21 protein-coding genes are annotated in these 21,648 nt (G+C 41.7%); 20 read left to right on the top strand and 1 reads right to left on the bottom strand.

Features of this window, described 5'->3' with window-relative positions; translation table 11 throughout:
• Nucleotides 1–31: 31 nt before the first annotated feature.
• Nucleotides 32–802: a hypothetical protein gene (locus E6139_RS07010; RefSeq protein ID WP_316402348.1), complete on the bottom strand. Its 771-nt coding sequence runs from the start codon at nt 800–802 to the stop codon at nt 32–34.
• A gap of 267 nt (nt 803–1,069) precedes the next feature.
• Between E6139_RS07010 and E6139_RS07005 the strand changes: the two genes are divergently transcribed.
• From E6139_RS07005 to E6139_RS06910, 20 genes are all read left to right on the top strand, one after another.
• Complete coding sequence (locus E6139_RS07005; protein ID WP_316402347.1) at nt 1,070–1,774, top strand: class A sortase; 705 nt, start codon at nt 1,070–1,072, stop codon at nt 1,772–1,774.
• Nucleotides 1,775–2,046: 272 nt separating this feature from the next.
• On the top strand, nt 2,047–3,687 hold the full coding sequence (locus E6139_RS07000) for a patatin-like phospholipase family protein (protein ID WP_316402346.1): 1,641 nt from the start codon (nt 2,047–2,049) through the stop codon (nt 3,685–3,687).
• A 31-nt stretch (nt 3,688–3,718) separates the two neighbouring features.
• Nucleotides 3,719–3,934 carry a YdbC family protein gene (locus tag E6139_RS06995; protein WP_010745307.1) on the top strand — a complete coding sequence of 72 codons (216 nt, stop codon included), beginning with the start codon at nt 3,719–3,721 and terminating at the stop codon, nt 3,932–3,934.
• 18 nt (nt 3,935–3,952) lie between these two features.
• Nucleotides 3,953–4,837, top strand: a complete 885-nt coding sequence (locus tag E6139_RS06990; RefSeq protein WP_316402345.1) for a YicC/YloC family endoribonuclease — start codon at nt 3,953–3,955, stop codon at nt 4,835–4,837.
• 111 nt (nt 4,838–4,948) lie between these two features.
• Complete coding sequence (gene gmk / locus E6139_RS06985) at nt 4,949–5,563, top strand: guanylate kinase (protein WP_316402344.1); 615 nt, start codon at nt 4,949–4,951, stop codon at nt 5,561–5,563.
• Nucleotides 5,564–5,567: 4 nt separating this feature from the next.
• The gene (rpoZ, locus tag E6139_RS06980; protein WP_316402343.1) at nt 5,568–5,870 is read left to right on the top strand and encodes a DNA-directed RNA polymerase subunit omega; all 303 of its coding nucleotides are present in this window, start codon (nt 5,568–5,570) and stop codon (nt 5,868–5,870) included.
• 160 nt (nt 5,871–6,030) lie between these two features.
• Nucleotides 6,031–8,433: a primosomal protein N' gene (gene priA / locus E6139_RS06975; RefSeq protein WP_316402342.1), complete on the top strand. Its 2,403-nt coding sequence runs from the start codon at nt 6,031–6,033 to the stop codon at nt 8,431–8,433.
• Nucleotides 8,434–8,447: 14 nt separating this feature from the next.
• Nucleotides 8,448–8,939: a peptide deformylase gene (def, locus tag E6139_RS06970; protein WP_316402341.1), complete on the top strand. Its 492-nt coding sequence runs from the start codon at nt 8,448–8,450 to the stop codon at nt 8,937–8,939.
• A complete protein-coding gene (gene fmt / locus E6139_RS06965) occupies nt 8,932–9,873 on the top strand; it encodes a methionyl-tRNA formyltransferase (RefSeq protein ID WP_316402340.1) in 942 nt (313 codons plus the stop codon). The genes def and fmt overlap by 8 nt, the downstream gene beginning before the upstream one ends.
• A complete protein-coding gene (rsmB, locus tag E6139_RS06960; protein WP_316402339.1) occupies nt 9,874–11,226 on the top strand; it encodes a 16S rRNA (cytosine(967)-C(5))-methyltransferase RsmB in 1,353 nt (450 codons plus the stop codon).
• A 22-nt stretch (nt 11,227–11,248) separates the two neighbouring features.
• Nucleotides 11,249–11,992: a Stp1/IreP family PP2C-type Ser/Thr phosphatase gene (locus E6139_RS06955; RefSeq protein WP_316402338.1), complete on the top strand. Its 744-nt coding sequence runs from the start codon at nt 11,249–11,251 to the stop codon at nt 11,990–11,992.
• Entirely contained in the window at nt 11,989–14,145 is a 2,157-nt protein-coding gene (gene pknB / locus E6139_RS06950; protein WP_316402337.1) for a Stk1 family PASTA domain-containing Ser/Thr kinase, read from the top strand. The genes E6139_RS06955 and pknB overlap by 4 nt, the downstream gene beginning before the upstream one ends.
• 186 nt (nt 14,146–14,331) lie before the next feature.
• On the top strand, nt 14,332–15,213 hold the full coding sequence (gene rsgA, locus E6139_RS06945; protein ID WP_316402336.1) for a ribosome small subunit-dependent GTPase A: 882 nt from the start codon (nt 14,332–14,334) through the stop codon (nt 15,211–15,213).
• A gap of 416 nt (nt 15,214–15,629) precedes the next feature.
• Nucleotides 15,630–16,280 carry a ribulose-phosphate 3-epimerase gene (gene rpe, locus E6139_RS06940; RefSeq protein WP_316402335.1) on the top strand — a complete coding sequence of 217 codons (651 nt, stop codon included), beginning with the start codon at nt 15,630–15,632 and terminating at the stop codon, nt 16,278–16,280.
• A complete protein-coding gene (locus E6139_RS06935) occupies nt 16,280–16,918 on the top strand; it encodes a thiamine diphosphokinase (protein WP_316402334.1) in 639 nt (212 codons plus the stop codon). The genes rpe and E6139_RS06935 overlap by 1 nt, the downstream gene beginning before the upstream one ends.
• Nucleotides 16,919–17,075: 157 nt before the next feature.
• Nucleotides 17,076–17,936, top strand: coding sequence for a rod shape-determining protein MreC (gene mreC / locus E6139_RS06930; RefSeq protein ID WP_316402333.1), 861 nt, complete (start codon nt 17,076–17,078; stop codon nt 17,934–17,936).
• Complete coding sequence (mreD, locus tag E6139_RS06925) at nt 17,933–18,463, top strand: rod shape-determining protein MreD (protein ID WP_316402332.1); 531 nt, start codon at nt 17,933–17,935, stop codon at nt 18,461–18,463. Before mreC ends, mreD begins: the two co-directional genes overlap by 4 nt.
• 216 nt (nt 18,464–18,679) lie before the next feature.
• Complete coding sequence (locus E6139_RS06920) at nt 18,680–20,131, top strand: NlpC/P60 family protein (RefSeq protein ID WP_316402331.1); 1,452 nt, start codon at nt 18,680–18,682, stop codon at nt 20,129–20,131.
• 63 nt (nt 20,132–20,194) lie between these two features.
• Nucleotides 20,195–20,698 (top strand): VanZ family protein, encoded by a 504-nt coding sequence (locus tag E6139_RS06915; protein WP_316402330.1) that lies wholly within the window; start codon nt 20,195–20,197, stop codon nt 20,696–20,698.
• A 75-nt stretch (nt 20,699–20,773) separates the two neighbouring features.
• Nucleotides 20,774–21,496, top strand: coding sequence for a YebC/PmpR family DNA-binding transcriptional regulator (locus E6139_RS06910; protein ID WP_316402329.1), 723 nt, complete (start codon nt 20,774–20,776; stop codon nt 21,494–21,496).
• The last annotated feature ends 152 nt before the right edge of the window (nt 21,497–21,648 follow it).

The following is a 21,648-nucleotide window of genomic DNA, read 5'->3' as shown; positions in this document are numbered from 1 at the left end:
GCATTTGTCCTTAGCAGACAAATGCTTTTTATTAGCGGAATGAGAAGACCGGATCATCATTTTCGACTTCCAATGACCATAGCTGTTTAGCAGTGTCATAACTGATCTCTGCAATCTGTTGTTCTTTCTTATAATTTTTAGGACTGCGGCGCCAGCCTTTTTCATCAGATAGGAAAATTGGGATACTGTAGACCCGATTTTTTAGTTCGGACTCACTGAGACAAAAAATTGCACCTTCCTGCAAGATCGGATATAATTCCTTCAATAGTTCGCCATCTAATGGTGCGACAGAAGAACCTTTACGGAAAAACGACCGCCGATCATTGACCCTTTCCAACACGACACGGGTCAATTTGCTGGCAAGGATACGATAGAACTCATCTAAATAGCGATAATATACTCGCATTGTTCCATTGCCCAAATTGAAGTACACGAAATTATTCTGTAACTTGTAAAAAAAAGGCGAATGCAGGTGTGTCCGCATATGACCAAAATAAAGCAGTTCTGAAATTTCTAATGGAGTTAGTTCTTTTAGCATTGCTAAATCATTAAAATCAATCCACTTGATTCCTTTGGATTGAGTGAAGACTTTGTTGTTGAAAAATTGTTGGACTTGTTCAGGACTATTAACGATCTTCAAACCTGTATGAGGCTCGTATTCTCCAGCTTCTGCAACAGGATCTAGCAATAACAAATGTTTAGGTTGATGGACGATTCCATCAACAAAATCGTTGGGTGAAAAACCTTTTGAGAGCACAGCATTACTTGTGGAATCGATGTAAGCAAATAACGTATCTGGCACAAATTTTCACCCTTTCTAATAGTCGTCACAATCATTTTAACTCAATAATAAAAAAAAAGCTCGTATCTTTTATTTTAAAATTAGATTACAAATGCCTTAAAAACTGCAACATTGAAGCACTTTGTTAACATTTAAAATCATTTTAATAAATAACAACTTTCTAATGCATTTATTTCTTTTTTTAATTTTTTTTCTATTAACTGAAAGTAGTATCACGGGAATTAATAGAGTATGATATGATTAGCGGGAGAAAGCGGGAGGCTTGAGATGAAGAAAAAAAGAAATTGGTTAATAAATATTTTTCTTTTCTTATTATTGTTAGTAGGTTTAGCTTTGATTTTCAACAATCAAATCAAATATTTTTTGATGCAATATAATGGCGAGCGCTATGCAGTAGCGAAAATAGACCGAGCCGAGATCGATAAAAATATGGAAAAAGAAGCATCCTTTGATTTCGATGCGGTGCAGCCAGCCAGTACAGAAGCAGTACTACAGGCACAGCTAAGCAATAAACGGCTGCCTGTGATCGGCGGGATTGCGATCCCATCGGTAGAGATCAATTTGCCGATTTTCAAGGGCTTATCCAACGAAGTGTTGCTCTATGGGGCAGGGACATTGTCGCCAGATCAGAAATTAGGCGAAGGAAATTATGCATTGGCGAGTCACCGTGCGGATCGCCCAGGCCTTTTATTTACACCGCTTGAGAGTGTCAAAGAAGGCGATTTGATTTATTTGACGGATCTGCATAATATCTACACCTATAAAACGACGCTGAAGGTTCGCGTTCAGCCGACTGAAGTAAAATATTTGGATGTGCAGCCGGACAAACAGCAGGTGACGTTGATTACCTGTGGTGAGATTGAAGGTGTGACGCGGATCATCGTACAAGGAGATCTTGTGGCTATGACACCAGTCAACAATGCAACAGATACAATGCGCAAGGCATTTGAGATGGAACAAAAAACCTATTAGAAGTTGTCGAGACAGGGAAATCACTTTTCTGTCTCGCTTTTTGTTTGTCCAGCTTTTCGCGATACCAATAAGTTGGAGAGTATAGACTAAACGATTCAGTCTATATCAATTGGCGAAATGTTGTTAGAAGGTATAGAAAATGAAAATTTATTAACCATTTGCCAGAAAACTTCAAAGTGCGCTTTGAAGTTTTTTGTTGGAGGAATATTTCTGATATACTAAAACAAATATACTGAGTTGATTTGACAGACGGCAAATCAGGGGAGGAAGCGATGGAGCTAAAAAGAATTTATGTATCGGATCTGTTAGCGGTTTGGGAAGAGTTCCAACAAACACATCTGCTTTTTCCTTTCTATGCGTCTCACGGACAGGCACGGACAGAATTTTTGGCGGCGGTCAAGCGCGGGGAAGGCTATTGGGTGCAAAAAAAATCCCAATGGCTGCTTGTAGACAAGACAGACAAAGGGGATGCTTGGCAGATCAATAATTTGCTCATCTCAGCGAATCTGGGCTGGCAGACGGCTTTTGTGCTGCTAGAAAATGCTGCCCGTCAAAAGTTTAAACAGGCGCTCCACTTGAGGCTGGATGCTAACTTGATTTTGCAGCAATGGCTAATCACAGAAGGCTATCAGCTGTCTAATGGTATGTGGCAAAAAGAATTGGTCTATCACACGGGATTGGTGCTGGGGGGCGGCGGTGCGCGAGGCTCCTATCAAATCGGTGTCTGGAAGGCCCTGCTAGAAAAAAATATTCAATTTGAAGTGATCACCGGAACCTCCGTCGGCGGCTTGAATGGGGCGTTGATCACACAGGGAGATTACAATCAGGCCTTAGCGCTTTGGGAAGAGATTGAGACGGATAAGGTTCTGGACATCACCTTTAAAGAAGTGGAGGAGCTGGACTTTTCAGCCCAAGTCGACCAATTGCGTACGTTTATTCGAACATCTTTGCGGCAACGCGGGGTTTCCTCCGAACCGCTCAGACGCTTATTGGAGGAACGTTTGGATGCCCGAAGAATTCAATCGGGCTGTCCTTTTTATGTCGTTGCGACAAAGGTCCCAGCTTTCCAAGAAGTTGTTGTGCCAATCCACCAATGTCCGAAAACAGAGATCATTGATTGGTTATTGGCTTCTTCGGCCTTCTTTCCTATGATGGCAATGGCGAAAATTAAGAACGAGCTCTATGTAGATGGCGGCTATCGTAATAATCTGCCTGTCGATATCGCTATGGAAAAACCAATAACGGAATTGATTGTCGTGGATGTTCATGGCCCCGGACTGGATAAAAAATATCGCTTACCGAATGAGATTGCCGAACTGGCTTTGGCGAGCCCGTGGAGTTTAGGCGATTTGTTGCTGTTCCAAAGTGCACGTTCATCGGAAAATATTGATCTTGGTTATTTGGAGGCTAAGCGAGCGTTTGGGGAACTGCAGGGCTATCGCTACTTTTTTAGTCGTTCTGCTGATTTTGAAACGATCACAAAGAAATTTTTGCGCTATCTAAAAACCAAAATCACGGTCAATTTGAGTTCGCTATATACCGAGCTGCAAAAATATTTCCCTCAAAGTGTTCCGATCGAGCTGCTTAGTTTAGCGTTTATGGAGTTTTTTGCCTATTGGGTAAAGGTCTCGCCGGTAAAGGTTTATACGCCGCAAGAGTTTGTCGAAACGATTCTGCAGCAATTCGAGATGCCGATCAAATTGAGTGCGAATTATTCGGTACAGGAGCAAATTGAAGATTTTCTTGAGAATCACAATGTTTTTTCAGATTATTATCAGGTGTTGCAGATCTATCAGCAGGATGGAGCGCTAGAGGCTGCGTATCGTCGTTGGCCGATTCCTACCATGCTTGCGCTCTTTTTCAAGTACCTGCGAGACGGCAATTTTATAAATGATCTGTTTGATGAGAAATAACCTTATTTATAGATAAGTAGGAGGAATTATGATGGCTGAATTTAATTATGAAATCGTAGAAGAAATCGCAGTTCTATCGGAGAATCCGAAGGGCTGGCGTAAGGAATTGAATCTGGTGAGCTGGAATGAACGTCCGCCAAAATTTGATTTGCGGGATTGGGCACCCGGTCATGAGAAGATGGGCAAGGGTGTAACCCTGAGCAATGAAGAATTTGCAGTGTTAAAAGAGACCTTGAGCAAGATGTAGAAGAGAGGATCAGAACAAATGAAAAGTATGACTGGTTACGGACAGGCGGCACAAACCAATGATACCTATGAGTTGAATATCGAATTGAAAAGCGTCAACAATCGATTCTTGGATTTGCAGATCCGGATGCCGAAGGAACTAAATCCTTTTGAAGCGCTGATTCGCAAAATCGCGAAGGAAAAAATCCAACGCGGAAGGGTCGATGTATTCATTAATTTGACGCCGTTGAAAAGTGGTAACAAGCAGGTTTCGGTGGATTGGATATTGCTGCAGCAATTAGTCGCTGAACTGCAAAATGGTGGGAAAGAACATTTTGGTGTTGTGGATTTTCCAGTCGATCAGGTTTTAGTCAAAGCAATGGAACAGTCTGATTTTGTCACCTTAGTCGATCAGCCGACCGAAGAAGACACGCTAGAAGAATTGGTCCAGGCTGTTACTGATAAAGCCTTCACCCAATTAGCGACCAGCCGTGAGCATGAAGGCGCTGGTATTCAAAAAGTTTTGGTTGAGTATGGCGGAAAGGTCCAAACCCTAGTCGCTGAGTTGAATGGATTCGTGACAGAATACGAAGCAGACTTCCAACAACGGTATCAAGCGAAGCTGGAAGAATATCTGGGCAATACCGTGGATCAAGATCGTTTATTGACAGAATTGGCGATTTTACTGGAACGCGGCGACATCCATGAAGAGCTGGACCGTTTGAGCATCCATTTAGAAAAGCTGGCGAAACTTTTGCAGACAACGGAGCCAGTCGGTCGCGAACTGGATTTCTTATTGCAGGAAATGAACCGTGAAGTCAATACGATCGGCTCAAAATCAAGTCCAATCCAAATCAAAGATATCGTTGTCCAATTGAAAACGATCCTAGAAAAAATTCGGGAACAAATCCAAAATGTCGAGTAGTTCTGTGAAATTTTATAAGAATTCAGAGGCTGCTTAGCGATGCCTCTTGAAATTCTCACAAAAAAAGTGCACAATAGGCGTTAGCGAAAAAGAGCATGAAAGGGCGTTAGTATGTCTGAACGAGGACTGTTGATTGTATTGTCGGGACCTTCCGGAGTTGGAAAAGGAACGGTCAGAAAAGCCATTTTTGAAAGAGATGATAATGAGTTCCAATACTCTGTCTCAATGACCACCCGTCCTATGCGGGAAGGGGAAGTTGACGGCGTCGATTATTATTTCCGTACCAAGGAAGAATTTGAGGCGATGATCGAAGCAGGCGAGATGCTGGAGTATGCTGAGTATGTCGGAAATTATTATGGCACACCGCTAACTTATGTAAACCAAACATTGGATGAAGGCAAGGATGTCTTTCTAGAGATCGAAGTCCAAGGAGCCCAACAGGTGAAAGAAAAAGTGCCAGACGGCGTCTTTATTTTTCTAACACCGCCAGATCTTGCGGAATTAAAAGCCCGCATTGTTGGCCGAGGCACTGATAGTCCTGAAGTAATCGAAGAACGGATGCGCGTTGCGCGCCAAGAGATCGAAATGATGGCTCTTTATGATTACGCAGTTGTTAATGACCAAGTACCAAAAGCTGTTGATCGAATCAAAGATATCATCATCAGTGAACACTACCGAGTTGACCGAGTAATTGGTAAATATATTAAAATGTTAAAGGAGATATAAGCTTATGATGTTAAAACCTTCGATTGATACGTTGTTAGACCATGTAAATTCAAAATATTCTTTAGTAATCTTAGCCAGTAAACGTGCACATGAATTAGATGCAGGTGCGCAGCCTACTTTGGATTCATTTGAATCTGTTAAAAGTGTGGGTCAAGCCTTAGAAGAAATCGATGCAGGTGCTGTGATCAATGATCCGCATCCAGAAATCAAACGTGAACGGTTGAAAATGGAAGAAGAAGAGCGCCACTTGCAGCGTGAACGTGATCAACGCGATCTAGAAGCGCGCATCCGCAACGAACAAAACTAGGCATAGATTTTTTCTTGCCGAAGAAGCGTAAATGGGATTGTACCAAATACTTTTGGCGCAGTCCCTTCTTTTTTGTGTCAAAGTTTTCCCTACATAGTTTCATAAACTTAGACGTACATAGTTGAAATCGAGTACAATATTCAAGAATGGAGGCGGAAAAATGAAATTAGCACAAGTGATTGTAGATGTGCCGGCAATGCAGACGGATCAACCGTTTAGTTATTTGATCCCGCCTCAATTAGCAGTAGAAGTCGGCATGCGGGTGGAGGTTGGCTTTGGTCCAAGACATGTTCAAGGTTTCGTTGTTGGTTTTGAGACTGCGCCAGAACCACTGCCAGATAATTTAAAACCGATTATTCGTGTGTTGGACTTAACGCCAGTTTTGAATCAGGAGTTATTGGCGTTGGCGGATTACATGAAAGAAACGACCTTTGCCTTTAAAGTGACTTGTTTACAAACCATGCTGCCTAGTGTGATGAAGGCAGATTATCAAAAACGGCTGTTTCTTGTTGAGGAAAATGCAGCCGTCCGAGCGAAATACTTTGGCGATTCAGATTCACTCACGTGGGAGGAGGCAGAAGCTCAGGGCTGGCTGAAAGAACTAGCAGTACTACGTGAACAAGGCATTGTTGAGCTGCGCTATGAAGTTCACACCAAAAACAAGGTGAAGACAGAGCGGTATATTAAACGAACTTTTGCACCAGAAAATAAAGATAAATTAAAAGCCGATTTACGTAAAAATTCCTATAAGCAAGAACAGCTGCTGGACTATCTAGCGGAGCTTTCTGAAGAAGAACTGATTGCTGTCAAACAAATGAAGGCGGAAGATTTTTCTTTAGCCAATTTGAATCAAGCAGAGAAAAAGGGCTGGCTGGAATTTGTGGCGGTAGAAAAATATCGCGATCCTTACGCTGAAAGAGAAATTGAACAAACTTCAGCACTGGATTTGAATGCAGAGCAAAGAACGGCTTATGAAGCCATCAGTCAAAAGAGCGATTCAAATGAACATCAGGTTTTTCTGTTAGAAGGTGTAACTGGCAGCGGCAAGACCGAAGTTTATTTGCAGGTGATTCAAGATGTATTGGCAAATGGGCAAACTGCGATGATGCTGGTACCGGAAATTTCTTTGACGCCGCAGATGGCGACGCGCTTCAAAGCCCGTTTCGGCAGTGAAGTAGCCGTTTTACACAGTGGCCTATCGCAAGGAGAGAAATACGATGAATGGCGTAAGTTAGAACGTGGAGAAGCGCATGTAGTAGTAGGAGCCCGTTCAGCGATTTTCGCTCCGTTAGAAAATCTTGGCGTGATCATCGTAGACGAAGAACATGAGACCAGCTATAAACAAGATGAGTCTCCGCGATACCACGCCCGCGATCTTGCGATTTGGCGCGGGAAATACCATCATTGTCCAGTCGTTCTTGGCAGTGCGACCCCTTCGCTAGAATCCCGTGCGCGAGGGCAAAAAGGGGTCTATCGATTATTGAAGCTGACAGAGCGAGCTAACGCCCAGGCAAAACTACCGACGGTTGAAATCGTTGATATGCGGGAAGAAATGCAGCGTCGCTTAAACTCTTCTTTTTCTGAAAGTTTAGAAGAGAAGCTGCGTGATCGCTTAGCTAGAGGTGAACAGAGTGTTCTTTTGTTAAACAGACGGGGATACTCCTCATTTGTGATGTGTCGAGATTGCGGCTTTGTGTTGCCTTGTCCCAATTGTGACATCTCTTTAACATTGCATATGGATACGAAAACGATGCGCTGCCATTACTGTGGTCACGAGGAAGGAATTCCCCATCGTTGTCCGAACTGCGGCAAGGATAAAATTCGCTACTTCGGAACCGGAACAGAAAAAGTGCAGGAAGAATTAGAAGAACTAATCCCTGAAGCTCGGGTTTTGCGGATGGATGTCGACACGACTCGCCGCAAAGGTGCCCATGAGAAGATATTGACGGCCTTTGGAGAGCGTGAAGCGGATATCCTATTAGGTACACAGATGATTGCCAAAGGTCTGGATTTTCCGAATGTGACGCTAGTCGGGGTACTAAATGCGGACACTGCATTGAATCTGCCGGATTTCCGTTCCAGTGAACGAACGTTCCAATTGCTGACGCAGGTTAGCGGTCGTGCGGGTCGCGGTGAAAAAGCCGGTGAAGTGATCATTCAGACCTTCAATCCAGAACATTATACGATTAAGCTGGCGCAGCATCATGATTACGAAAGCTTTTTTCAGCAGGAGATGCGGATTCGTCATCAAACAGATTATCCACCTTATTATTACACGGTGAAGGTGACCGTTTCCCATCAGGAAGAGATGCGGGCCGCCCAAAAAGCGTTCCAATTAGCGGAACAATTACGGAAACAGCTTAGTCCGCAAAGTATTTTATTAGGACCGACACCGGGAGCGATCTTACGAATTAAAAATCGCTACTATTACCAACTGATTATCAAATACAAAAACGAGCCAAAATTACAGGCTACTTTAGAAGATATTTTACAGGTGAGTCAAAAGGATCAGCGCCAAGGCTTATTGATCGCGATTGATAATGAACCTATGTACTTTATTTAGAGAGAAGGGATACAATGCGTTACCCAATTATTATTCATCCTGACGAACGATTATACAAAAAAGCGGAGCCGATCGAATATATTACGGATGAGATCGTCACTTTATTAGACGACATGTATGAAACGATGGTGGCTCACGACGGTATTGGCTTGGCTGCACCCCAGATCGGAAAAAATCTGCGTATTGCAGTGATAGAAGTGGAAGAAGGAGATCGTTTTGATTTTATCAATCCCGAGATTGTTGATCGTAAAGGGACGAGTATTGATGTTGAAGGCTGTCTTTCGATTCCAGAAACCTATGGAACGGTCGAACGCGCAGATGAAGTGACTGTGCGTTACTATGACCGTGAAGGTACAGAGATGGAAGTCACTGCTTATGGCTATTTGGCCCGTGCCTTTCAACATGAGATCGATCATTTAGATGGTAAGCTGTTCATTGATCAAGTGATTGAAATGATTACACCAGAAGATTTAGAAAGATATATGGAGGAACATGCCGATGACTAAAATTGTATTTATGGGAACCCCCGCCTTTTCAGTACCGATCCTTGAAAGCTTGATCGAGGCAGGCTATGATGTTGCTGCTGTTGTCACACAGCCAGATCGTCCAGTTGGTCGGAAAAAGATCATCACACCGACGCCAGTAAAGGAAGCGGCATTGAAGCATGATTTATTAGTTTTGCAGCCAGAAAAAATCAGTGGTTCTCCTGAGATGGAGAAGATCAAAGAATTAGCGCCTGATTTATTAATCACAGCGGCTTTCGGTCAATTTTTACCTGAGAAGCTATTACAAGTCCCTAGACTAGGAGCAATCAATGTTCATGCATCATTGCTACCTAAATATCGCGGAGGTGCCCCTGTACATTATGCGATCATGGAAGGTGAAGCTGAAACAGGCGTGACGATCATGGAGATGATCAAAAAAATGGACGCAGGCGGCATCTTCAGTCAACAAAAAATCGCCATCACGAAACAAGATGATGTCGGTACGATGTTTGAAAAACTTAGCCAAGTTGGAAAAGAATTACTGCTAAAAACATTACCAAAGATCATCTCTGGCGAACTAAAGCCAACACCGCAAAACGAAGAGGAAGCCACATTTTCTCCAAATATCAGTCGTGAACAAGAAGCGATCGATTGGCATAAGACAGCGGAAGAAGTTGATAATCAGGTTCGAGGAATGCATCCATGGCCGGTGGCATTTACGACCTATGAAGGTGCACGATGGAAGATTTTCCGCACGACACCTTTAGAAGAAACAACATCAGCAGCTCCTGGTACTATCATTAAACGTTCAAAAAAAGAATTACATATAGCCTGCGGAAATGGCAGTGTTTTGGCAATTGACGAACTGCAGCCAGCCGGCAAAGCCAAGCAAGCGATCCAAGCCTTTCTAAACGGCAGTGGTCAAGCAGTTGCTGAAGGGCAGCAGGTGGGCTAGATGGCAAAAATTCCCAAAAAATTATTACGCTCAGTCCGTTTTACCGCACTTGAAGCGATCGAACGGATCAATCGTGGCGGTGCTTATTCCAATCTACTGTTGAACGAATTGATTCAAAAGAACCAAGTCGATGGGAAAGACACCGCTCTATTAACCGAGCTTGTTTATGGCACGCTCAGCCGCCAGCTTTTATTAGCGTATGATATTGAACCTTTTATCAAAAAGGCGAAGAAAGTTGATCTGTGGGTCAAAAGCTTATTGCAGCTATCGATTTACCAAATGCTCTATTTAGATCGAGTCCCAGACCATGCGATTATTAATGAAGCGGTGGAAATCGCTAAAGCGAAAGGAAATCCTGGCACGGGAAAATTTGTCAACGGTGTCCTGCGCTCATTTCAACGTGAAGGCGCACCATCGTTGGAGCTGATTCAAGACCCAATTGAACGTTTGGCAACAGAGATTAGTCTACCGAGATTTCTCACAGAAAAATTTGTGTCAGAAATTGGTGAAGAAGAGACACGTAAATTGGGCTTGTCCTTATTGGAACCTAGTCGGGTCAGTGCTCGGATTGATCCGCGGTTCTTAACGCGTGCAGAGGCGATCGAAGCTTTGGAAGAAGACGGAATTGAAGCGCGCCTCAGTGAACTTTCGCCTTATGGCATTGTAGCCGATAAGGGATTTCTAGCCGGTAGTGAATTATTCCAAAATGGCTGGCTGACGATTCAAGATGAGAGCTCGATGTTGGTTGCTCAAGCGATGCAGATCAAACCAGGTCAAAAAGTTTTGGACGCCTGTGCAGCACCAGGCGGAAAAACAACGCATATCGCTGCTTTGCTGCAGGATGAAGGCTCAGTGACCGCTCTGGACATTCATGATCATAAGCTGAAATTAGTCCAGGAGAATGCGGAACGTCTGCGAGTAGCAGATATGGTTGTGACGAAGAAAATGGATGCCCGTGAAGCGGCAGAAAATTTTGAACCAGAAAGTTTTGACCGTATCTTGGTAGATGCGCCATGTTCAGGTTTAGGCTTGATGCGTCGAAAACCGGACATCAAGTATCAGAAAAAACCACAAGATTTTGTTCAATTGCCCAAAATTCAACTAGAAATTTTAAAGAATTGCGCTCCCACATTGAAATCAGGTGGAATTATGGTATACAGTACATGTACAATTGCAAAAGAAGAGAATCAAAAAGTGGTGGCTGAGTTTTTAGCAACTCACCCTGAATTTGAAAAAATTGAACTAGATTTAGAAATGAAACTACAGCCGGCGATCCAAGATCAAATGTTGGTTTTATATCCAGAAATGTTTATGACGGATGGCTTTTTTATTTGTGCAATGCGAAAAAAATAGAAAAAATGAGGTGGACAAAAGGATGGAGATCCAATTTCAATCAGACATCGGCAAGCGGCGCAATATGAATCAAGACTATGCGAATGTATTTACTAATCAAGCAGGAATGTATTTGGCGATATTAGCTGATGGCATGGGCGGTCATTTAGCTGGCGATGTTGCTAGTAAAATGGCGGTTGACGGTTTAGGCGCTGCTTGGTCAACCTCGACTATCGCACAGCCGGAAGAAGCCGCTAAATGGTTTTCAACTGAAATCCAAAATGTCAATGAAGCAATCTATCAAGAAGGAATTGCTCATCCAGAAATGCAGGGAATGGGGACAACGATTGTCAGCACGGCGTTGTTAGATGAAAAATTTGTGTTGGCTCACGTTGGTGATAGCCGGGCATACTTGATCCAAAATAATCAATTACAACAGTTGACAGATGATCATTCCTTGGTCAATGAGCTGCTGAAGTCTGGGGAAATTACTGCAGAAATGGCAGCAATCCACCCACAAAAAAATGTGTTGACTCGTTCAGTGGGGATCGCAGGGACGATTAAGACAGATATTTCAGAGCATCAGTGTCATCAGGACGATTATTTGTTATTGTGTTCAGACGGATTGACCAATATGGTGAGTGAAGAAAATATTTTAGCAATCGTGGAAAGTGATCAAACATTGGAAGCGAAGACCAAGCAGCTGATTAATGCAGCCAATGATGCTGGCGGTGCGGACAATATCACCGTTTTGCTGATCCATTTTGAAGGGGAGGCTCGTCCATGATTGAAATAGGCAAATTGGTCAATGGACGTTACAAAGTTATCGCCAATATCGGCAGCGGCGGTATGGCAAACGTCTTCTTGGCCCACGATTTGATTTTGGATCGTGATGTTGCCATCAAAATATTACGCTTTGACTTTCAAAATGATCAAACTGCAATTCGCCGTTTTCAGCGTGAAGCTTTAGCGGCAACCGAGATGGTTCACCCGAATATCGTAGGAGTATACGATGTGGATGAAGAAGACGGTATGCAGTACTTGGTCATGGAATATGTAAAAGGGATGGACCTGAAACGCTATATTCAAATGCATCAGCATATTCCTTATGGCAAGATTGTAGATATCATGGAACAAATTCTATCTGCAGTGAGCCTAGCTCATGCTCATGGTATTATTCACCGTGACTTGAAGCCGCAAAATATTTTGATGGATCAGGCAGGCGTGGTGAAAATCGCAGACTTCGGTATCGCGATCGCCTTATCTGAAACCTCTCTGACCCAAACGAACTCCATGCTGGGCTCGGTGCATTATTTATCACCCGAACAAGCCCGCGGCAGCATGGCAACGAAGCAATCAGATATTTATGCATTAGGGATTATTTTGTATGAAATGATCACCGGCAGTGTACCATTCGATGGTGAATCTGCTGTAACGATCGCATTGAAGCATTTCCAAGATGAGATGCCTTCAGTAAAAGGCTTTGATCCAGAAGTCCCGCAAGCTTTGGAAAATATCGTGATGCATGCCACTGCGAAGGAACCGGCTGATCGGTATAAAACGGCAGAAGAAATGGCAGCAGACCTTTCAACAGCGTTAACTCCAGCGCGGGCAAACGAATTGCCGTGGCGACCAACAGTGATGCTAGATGAAACGAAAGTGCTGACACCGATTCAACCGGAAGATATTCCAGCTGAAAAGCCCAAAGAAGAAACTCCGGAGCCAGAAGAAAAACCAAAAAAGAAAAAGGGCAGAAAACGCCTGATTATCATTTTTTTATTACTGATGTTGGGAATTGGCGGAGTGGTCGGTTACCTGCTGACGAGCTCAGCCGAGATATCGGTTCCGCAGGTTGAGAATATGACTGAGGCGGAAGCACGTGCAGCTATCAAAAACGCAAACTTGTCGGTGGATAGTAAGACCTCAGAAGTCTCAAGTGACACAGTTCAAAAAGGCCGCGTCGTTAAAACTAATCCAGCAGCTGGAACAATGGTCAAAAAGAGTCGTTCCGTGCGACTATTCGTCAGTTCAGGTACGCAAGAAGTGTCTATCAAAGACTATGAGGGCGAATCGATCGAAGATGCACAAGAAGATTTGGTCGATATTGGATTTGCTGAGAAAAACATCCGCATCAAGAAAATAAATGATGACAATGTCGCTGTCGATCAGATTATCAGTCAAAGTCCTAGAGAAGGAACAAAGTTAAATCCGAAAACAGATGAAATTACCTTTGAAGTATCTAAAGGACCAAAAACCTTTAAGATTGGACAGTATTCAGGCATGACTTATGTGCAAGCGAGAGAAAACCTATTGGAACTTGGAATTGCAGAAAGACAAATCATTGTGAACTATGAATCGAGTGAGACAGTTGCAGCGGAAGTAGTTATTAGTCAGGATCCAGTAAGTGGAACAGCGCTTAAATCAACCGATACAATCACTTTGACGGTTAGTTCTGGAACTGCTTATGTTGAGCTAGAAGATTTAGCTGGTCAGGACAAAGGAACTGCAGAGGCGACACTAACTAATAGTGGTCTGAAGTATACAGAGGTGGAAGAGTTTTCCGATGATGTGGAAGCTGGAAAAGTTACGCGGACAGATCCTGGAGCAGGCTCTAGCTCGCTTAAAAAGGGTGACACTGTGACGCTCTATATCTCCAAGGGACCAGAAAATAAGGAAACGAGTTTCGATGTGACCATATCAGCTAAGTTCACCGGTTCAGAAGATAAACAAGATATCATAACTGTAAGAATAAAAGATGCAAAAAATGCTAATTTAACGGAAGTTTTGAGTTTTCCGTTAGACAAAAACACTGATTCAGCATCACCAACAGTATCTGTAACAACGACTGAGGGGAATCCAGCTACGATCGAGGTTCAACGAAATGGGAATGTAGTGATGACTAAGAATGTACAAAAAGCTGAAACAATTACCATATCATAAAAAGAAGCCTTTCCTATTTTTTTAGGAAAGGTTTTTTAGGTCATTTGTACTGAAATAGGTTTTGAAGTATGCTACAATAAAAAGGAAATTGAAGGATGGTATACGGCTTGAAAATCGAACTAGTTTTCATCGGAAAATTAATTCTTTAATGTGAAAAAGTCGTGGTTTTTCAGTTAGATAAAGGAGATGAGACGAATCAAAGGACAGATTCGTAAGGCTTTAAGTGGTTTTTATTACGTTGCCAGTGAAGGAAAGATTCATCAAACGCGTGCCCGCGGAAATTTTCGAAAAAAAAAATTAACACCTTTGGTTGGGGATGAAGTGGTCTTTAGCAGTGAAGAGAATAGTGAAGGCTACATTCTCGAGTTGCTGCCGCGCAAGAATGAGTTAGTGCGTCCGCCAGTTGCTAATGTCGATCAAGGGGTCATTGTGACTAGCTTAGTGGAACCGAATTTTTCATACAATCTGTTGGATCGTTTTTTAGTGACGTTGGAAAATAAATACATTCATCCAATCATCTATTTATCCAAAACAGATTTAGTTGCTGACCAAGTCTTGGTGGATGAAATTCGATCAGTCTATGAACCGCTTGGTTATCCCGTAATCGATGGCGAACAAGACAAACAAAAACTGACAGATCTGTTTGCCGATAATTTGACTGTCTTTATGGGGCAATCAGGAGCCGGCAAGTCCACCTTATTGAACGATGTTTCGCCCGATTTGAATTTGGAAACAGGTGAGATTTCTGATGCGCTAGGACGAGGTCGTCATACGACACGACATGTAGAACTCTTAGATTTGTTTAACGGTTTGGTCGCCGACACTCCGGGATTCAGCTCGATTGATTTCTTAGAAATATCTGCTGAAGAACTACCCAAAGAGTTTCCTGAATTTCGCGAAGCCGCACCAGAATGTCGTTTTCGTGAATGCCGACATGTAAAAGAACCAGGCTGTGAAGTGAAACGTCGATTGGAAGAAGGCAAAATCGCCCAAACACGTTATGATAATTATTTACAGTTTCTGCAGGAAATCGAAAAGCGCCGTCCTATTTATAAAAAGAATAAATAATTATTAGATGTTATATATAATGCGTATGTAACTACATACGGCTTTGAACTTAGACTTTTTCTGTAAAGAAAAATAAAAACATTAAAATGAAAAAGGATGTCAGTCCAACTATTCGCAGTTCAGCTGTGATAAGAAACAGCTGAAATGTGTAGAAATTATAAGGTAAGAGAAACCTAGTTGGATGATATACGGCTTGAAACTCAGACTTATTTTTTCTGTAAAGAAAAATAAAAACATTAAAATGAAAAAGGATGTCAGTCCAACTTTTCACAGTTCAGCTGTGATGAGAAGCAGATGGAATGTGTAGAAATTATAAGGTAAGAGAAACCTAGTTGGATGATATACGGCTTGAAACTCAGACTTATTTTTTCTGTAAGGAAAAATAAATACATTAAAATGAAAAAGGAGTAAACATTATGAAAATTGCCCCATCGATTTTGAGTGCAGATTTCGCCCGTCTAGGCGAAGAGGTAAAAATGGTAGAAGATGCAGGTGTCGATTACATTCATATTGATGTGATGGATGGGAATTTCGTACCAAATATTTCTTTTGGTCAAGTTGTCGTGAGTGCCTTACGTCCTGTTACTAAATTGCCACTAGATGTTCATTTGATGATTGCTAATCCAGAAAACTATATCAACGATTTTGCCAAAGCGGGTGCCGACATTATCATGGCTCATGTGGAAGCTACAACGCATATTCATCGTGTGATTCAAATGATCAAAGCAGCAGGTGTTAAGCCAGGTGTTGTATTGAATCCAGGAACACCAGTTGAATCGATTAAATATGTTTTAGGTGATGTCGATCAAATCTTAGTGATGACGGTCAATCCAGGATTTGGAGGACAATCGTTCATCGAGAGCCAAGTTGAAAAGATCGCAGAATTGAATCGTTTACGTAAAGAAAATGGCTATCATTATGAAATAGAAGTTGACGGTGGAATTCAACCTGAATCAGCCAGAAAATGTGCAGAGGCGGGTGCGGATGTGTTTGTCGCTGGCTCATACATCTATGACGCAGAAAACCCACAAGAAAAAATCAATGCGCTGCGAGCAGCCATCGACTAATGAAAATTTTACTTGTTGCAGGCGGTGATCCCAATCACTGGCCTGCTTTTTCAAATGATTTTGATAAGGTCATTGGAATCGATCGCGGCAATTTATTCCTTTTGCGTCAGGGAATCGTGCCAGATTTAGCGATCGGTGATTTTGATTCATTGAACGAAGCTGAAAAAGAAGAAGTATTCAGTCAAGTTGTAGAAGTACAGACGTCACCCGCAGAAAAGGATGATACAGACACCCAATTAGCGTTGACGACTGCTTTTGAGCGCTACCCTAATGCGGAAGTAACGTTGATCGGGGCAACAGGTGGACGTTTAGATCACCTATTAGCGAATCTTTGGCTTGGTGTTGAGCCGCGGTTTTTACCTTTTTTGCGCCAGATAAAAATATCGGATCAGGGAAATGATGTTAGTTATATTGCTTCAGGGACTCATCAAATTGCTAAAAATCCGGAAATGAAGTATGTTGCGTTTTGCTGTTTGACTCCTGTAAAGAAACTGACATTAAAAAATCTGAAGTATGAACTATCAGCAGTTGATTTTTTACAACCGACTAGTTTAGCTAGTAATGAGTTCATGACAGGCGATGCTGAAGTAAGCTTTTTGGATGGGTTGATTGCTGTAATCCAGAGTCGTGACATTTAGGAGCGGAGTTGAGAATCGTTTTTTTTGAAACGAATTCGCCGCTCTTTTTTTATTTGTGAGAGATACTAAAATTCTCTAAAATCAACCGCCTCTGCTTTTTAATCCCCTCATTTAGTGGTAAAATTCAATCTATATTATAGCGTTCAGAGGTGCCTAAGTGAGAAAGTTTAATCCAAATAAAAATATTATTATCATGTTAATTGTTGTTATTATTGTCGTGGCAACTGTCTCGATCACCGCAGCAAATCGCGCGAAGGACAGCGATACGAATATTGTTCAATCGACTATCAATGACACGATCAGTGTTGTTGACAAAGTAATTACTGCACCAGGACGTTGGTTAAATAGCGGAGCTGAATCTGTTTCTAACTTGATCAACACATATGAAGAAAACCAAAAATTGAAAAATGAAGTTGATAAATATGATGAAGTGAAGCAGCAAACGAAGAATCAAGCGCAAGAAATTGAAAGATTGAAAGACGAGCTTGAACTAAATCAAACATTGACCAGTTATGAAAAAGTTACCGCAAACGTCATTACTCGTTCACCAGATACATGGCAAGATATGCTGATCGTCGATAAAGGCAGCAGTGATGGTGTGGAAGGAAACATGGCGGTCATGTCTAATAAGGGCTTGATTGGTCGAGTGATGGAAGTAAATGCTCATTCATCTAAGATTCAATTACTAACTTCTGATAATAAAAGTAGTAATTATTTTCCAGTGAAAATAAGTTCAAATAAAGGAAATTCTTTTGGCATCTTAAACAAATATGACGCAAAAGCACAGCAATTGATTGCGTCGGAAGTTCCTGAAGATCAAGAGATTAAGGAAGGCGATGTTGTTCAGACTTCTGGTCTGGGTGGGAATTCACCAGCTGATCTGCCTATCGGTACAGTCGCTAAGGTTAAACCGAACAGCACTGGGATAAATCAAGAAGTTTACATCAAACCTTATGCACAAATGTATGATATTTCAGTCGTAACAATCGTCCAAAGAATGGCGGGAGTAACTGAATGATTAAACGAACAACATTGAAATATATTTCGCCCTTCTTATTATTTTTCTTGTTTCTGTTAGATGCCCACGTGACCCGGTTGATCACATCTTGGACAAATAACGTCTATGTCGCAAATGCGCACTTGGCACTGTTAGTCTTGCTGATCATCTCGCGGATCGTTGATGAACGGTTTTTGTTAGGAACTTCTCTAATTTTAGGGATTTTGTATGATCTATACTATATTGGAGTTATCGGCATTTATGCTGTGATTTTTCCGGTGCTGGTCATGTTGCTCTATTTCTTTAAGAAAACTATTCAGCAAAATATTTTAACACTTTTTTTTACGATCGTAATAAGCGTTACGCTTTTTGAACTAATCAGTTTATTATTGCAAACTATTTTCGGTTTGACAGGAGTCAGCAGCAACTTTTTTGTCCCCCGTTATCTAGGTCCGACATTGCTTTTTAATATTCTGACTTTTGTAATTTTAATTTTCCCATTAGAGAAAATTTTGATTGGACCTTCCGAGCAAGAGCTTGATGTATAAAGGAAAATCCAAACATGCTAATGAATATAAAAAAACAGAAGAAATTTTCTTCTGTTTTTTTGTCGACTCGATTTGTAACTAAAAAATAGCGAATTGAAATGTTTTTGTAACAAAGCTATTATCTGCATGACATACTGCTATGGTAAACTCATCAATGTGTTAGAAAAAAGTCTAATAAAATTCAAAAATAAATTTGAGTAGTCGGAGGACATTAGAGTGAAAAAAAGTTTGTTATCAGCATTAATGGTATGTTCAGTAACATTAAGCGCATTAGCAGCTCCAGCCGCAGCTTCTGCCGATGAATTTGATAGTAAAATTGCTGATCAAGATGCAAAAATTTCAAGTTTACAAAATCAACAAACCGATGCACAATCACAAATCAGTGCATTAGAAGGTGAAGTTGCTTCAATTAACGATAAAGCCCAAGGGTTATTAAACGAACAAGCATCATTGAGAGAAAAATCTCAAGAATTACAAAAGCAAATCGAAACGTTAGAAAAACGTATCGAAAAACGTTCCGCTGCAATTAAAGAGCAAGCGCGTGATACACAAGTCAAACAATCATCAGGCACGAATGTTATTGATGTAGTATTAAACGCTGAATCATTTACTGATGCTGTCAGCCGTGTTCAAGCTATGACGACGATTGTCAAAGCAAATAACGACCTTGTTGAACAACAAAAAGCGGATAAAGCAGAAGTAGAACAAAAACAAGCTGAAAATCAAAAACAACAAGAGCAAATCACAGCAAACCAAGCTACTTTGGAAAGCCAAAAAGGTGATTTGATAGCGAAACAAGCAGACCTTAATGTTCAAACAACAACTCTAGCAGCCGAACAAGCTACTGCTGAAGATGAAAAAGCAAGCTTGAAAGAAAAACAAGAAGCTGCAATCAAAGAACAACAACGTGTTCAAGAAGAAGCGCGCAAAGCTGCAGAAGCACAAGAAGCTGCTAAAAAAGCTGAAGCGGACGCTAAAGCAAAAGCTGATGCAGATGCAAAAGCAGAAGCAGACCGTAAAGCACAAGAGGAAGCTGCTGCTAGCACGACGACTACTGAAAGTTCAACTGTTGAGTCTTCATCTACAGTTGAATCTTCAACAACCGAACAAACACAATCTAGTACAGTAGAATCATCAGCAACTGAATCTTCAAGTGACGATAATTTCCAAGGTGGCGGTGCGACACCAACGACACCTTCTAACACTGAAAATTCAGGCTCGAATGATCAAGGTTCAACTTCTTCATCAACAAATAACCAAACGCCATCAACACCGGCACCAACTCCTACACCAAGTCCAGCTCCAGCACCATCTGGAAATGGTTCAGGCGTAGTTGCTGAAGCAATGAAATATATTGGGACACCGTATGTATGGGGTGGAAAAACACCTGCAGGATTTGACTGTTCTGGTTTTACTTCATATGTATTCCGTCAAGCTACTGGACGCGAAATCGGCGGCTGGACAGTGCCTCAAGAATCAGCTGGAACTCGTATCTCAGTTGGTGAAGCTCAAGCAGGAGATTTATATTTCTGGGGTAGCCCTGGTGGTACATACCACGTAGCTATCGCAATGGGTGGCGGACAATATATTCACGCCCCTCAACCTGGCGAAACAGTTACAGTAAGTTCTGTAAGCTATTATGCACCAAGCTTTGCAGTTCGTATGTAATCTAATTTAATCAATCGTGACCGGTACGAATTTCGTACCGGTTTTTTTAATGGAGGAAAAGCAATGCAGAAACAATTGAAAAATGGTAATTTTTATTTAGGTCTTGCTATTTTAATGATGGCTATTTTATTTATTAGTTCTTCGATGACTTATCAACAGCAAAGTCAGGTATCCTTGATTCAAAGATTACTAGTAAATGAGCCATTAAAAGGCTTTTTCAGCCAGATTTCTTTTGATTACGCGGGCAGCGAAGTGAGTATTTCAGCAAAAGGTTATGTCAAATTTGTTGAATTCTTTATTCGAAAAGGCGCGCATTTTATGACGTACTTTGTTTTAGGTGGAAGTCTATACTTAGGATTATTACCTAAATTGAAGCAAAAATCATCGGTCTTAGGTCTGCTTTTCGCTTGGTTGGCTGCGACAGGTTATGCAGCAACGGACGAATTTCACCAGATGTTGACTGGTGGGCGTACACCGTTGTTTCAAGATGTCATGCTCGATTCTTGCGGCGCGCTAACAGCCTGCTTGATCATTATTGCTTTTCGGACTATTCGCAAAAAGCGTTAATAAGGGTTTTTCTTGACGAAAGTGGCTTTCAGGCAGACAATGATAAAGATGATAAAATAATTGGAGGTATGTATCATGTCAGGACATAGTAAATGGAACAATATTCAAGGGCGAAAAAATGCTCAAGATGCGAAAAGAGGAAAAATCTTTCAAAAGATTTCACGGGAAATTTATATGGCAGCAAAAGCCGGCGGTCCTGACCCGAGTACGAATGCAGCGTTACGATTAGTGATAGATAAAGCCAAGTCTGCGAACATGCCTAATGATAATGTCGATCGGGCAATCAAGAAGGCTACATCAGCTGGCGAAGGTGAACACTACGATGAAATTACTTATGAAGGCTATGGTCCAGGCGGAGTTGCGATACTTGTTCATACGCTAACTGATAACCGCAATCGAACTGCTACAAATGTTCGTGTGACTTTCTCAAAAAATGGTGGAAACTTAGGTGAGACTGGCTCAGTCAATTACATGTTTGATCGTAAAGGATATATTGCTATCGAGCGTAAGGATCTATCAGTAGATGAAGATACGATGTTTGAAAAGGTGCTTGAAGCTGGCGCAGAGGACATGGAGATTCAGCCGGAAGTATTTGAAATCTACACTGCAGCTGAAGACTTCACTAGTGTGCGCGATCAACTAGAGGCCGATGGTTTTACTCTAGCTCAAGCAGAACTGACTATGATACCACAGACAACCGTTAGTTTGGATGAAGAGCAGCAAGCGAAGCTTGATCGTTTAGTTGAGAAATTAGAGGATGACGATGATGTTTCAGAGGTATTTACATCTGCGGAATAAGGGATAATCCTTCAAAAAAATAAAGAAAAAAACCAGCGAAACTTTCGCTGGTTTCAGACTGTAGACAAAAGACGTCCCAAACTCGCAATTTGAGTTTGGGACGTCTTTTTATCTGATTTCTTTCGAAATTCAGGACAAAAAAATAAAGGCTC

Origin of the sequence: Enterococcus sp. (assembly GCF_032555305.1) — a bacterium.
In the GTDB taxonomy this organism is placed as follows: domain Bacteria; phylum Bacillota; class Bacilli; order Lactobacillales; family Enterococcaceae; genus Enterococcus_A.
This window is presented reverse-complemented; position numbering and strand designations above follow the sequence as displayed.

Bases quoted from the DNA above. Each gene is read 5' to 3' on its own strand.
- E6139_RS07005 (WP_316402347.1), top strand. From the start codon at position 1,070: ATGAAGAAAAAAAGAAATTGGTTAATAAATATTTTTCTTTTCTTATTA.
- E6139_RS07000 (WP_316402346.1), top strand. From the start codon at position 2,047: ATGGAGCTAAAAAGAATTTATGTATCGGATCTGTTAGCGGTTTGGGAA.
- E6139_RS06995 (WP_010745307.1), top strand. From the start codon at position 3,719: ATGGCTGAATTTAATTATGAAATCGTAGAAGAAATCGCAGTTCTATCG.
- E6139_RS06990 (WP_316402345.1), top strand. From the start codon at position 3,953: ATGAAAAGTATGACTGGTTACGGACAGGCGGCACAAACCAATGATACC.
- gmk (WP_316402344.1), top strand. From the start codon at position 4,949: ATGTCTGAACGAGGACTGTTGATTGTATTGTCGGGACCTTCCGGAGTT.
- rpoZ (WP_316402343.1), top strand. From the start codon at position 5,568: ATGATGTTAAAACCTTCGATTGATACGTTGTTAGACCATGTAAATTCA.
- priA (WP_316402342.1), top strand. From the start codon at position 6,031: ATGAAATTAGCACAAGTGATTGTAGATGTGCCGGCAATGCAGACGGAT.
- def (WP_316402341.1), top strand. From the start codon at position 8,448: ATGCGTTACCCAATTATTATTCATCCTGACGAACGATTATACAAAAAA.
- fmt (WP_316402340.1), top strand. From the start codon at position 8,932: ATGACTAAAATTGTATTTATGGGAACCCCCGCCTTTTCAGTACCGATC.
- rsmB (WP_316402339.1), top strand. From the start codon at position 9,874: ATGGCAAAAATTCCCAAAAAATTATTACGCTCAGTCCGTTTTACCGCA.
- E6139_RS06955 (WP_316402338.1), top strand. From the start codon at position 11,249: ATGGAGATCCAATTTCAATCAGACATCGGCAAGCGGCGCAATATGAAT.
- pknB (WP_316402337.1), top strand. From the start codon at position 11,989: ATGATTGAAATAGGCAAATTGGTCAATGGACGTTACAAAGTTATCGCC.
- rsgA (WP_316402336.1), top strand. From the start codon at position 14,332: ATGAGACGAATCAAAGGACAGATTCGTAAGGCTTTAAGTGGTTTTTAT.
- rpe (WP_316402335.1), top strand. From the start codon at position 15,630: ATGAAAATTGCCCCATCGATTTTGAGTGCAGATTTCGCCCGTCTAGGC.
- E6139_RS06935 (WP_316402334.1), top strand. From the start codon at position 16,280: ATGAAAATTTTACTTGTTGCAGGCGGTGATCCCAATCACTGGCCTGCT.
- mreD (WP_316402332.1), top strand. From the start codon at position 17,933: ATGATTAAACGAACAACATTGAAATATATTTCGCCCTTCTTATTATTT.
- E6139_RS06915 (WP_316402330.1), top strand. From the start codon at position 20,195: ATGCAGAAACAATTGAAAAATGGTAATTTTTATTTAGGTCTTGCTATT.
- E6139_RS06910 (WP_316402329.1), top strand. From the start codon at position 20,774: ATGTCAGGACATAGTAAATGGAACAATATTCAAGGGCGAAAAAATGCT.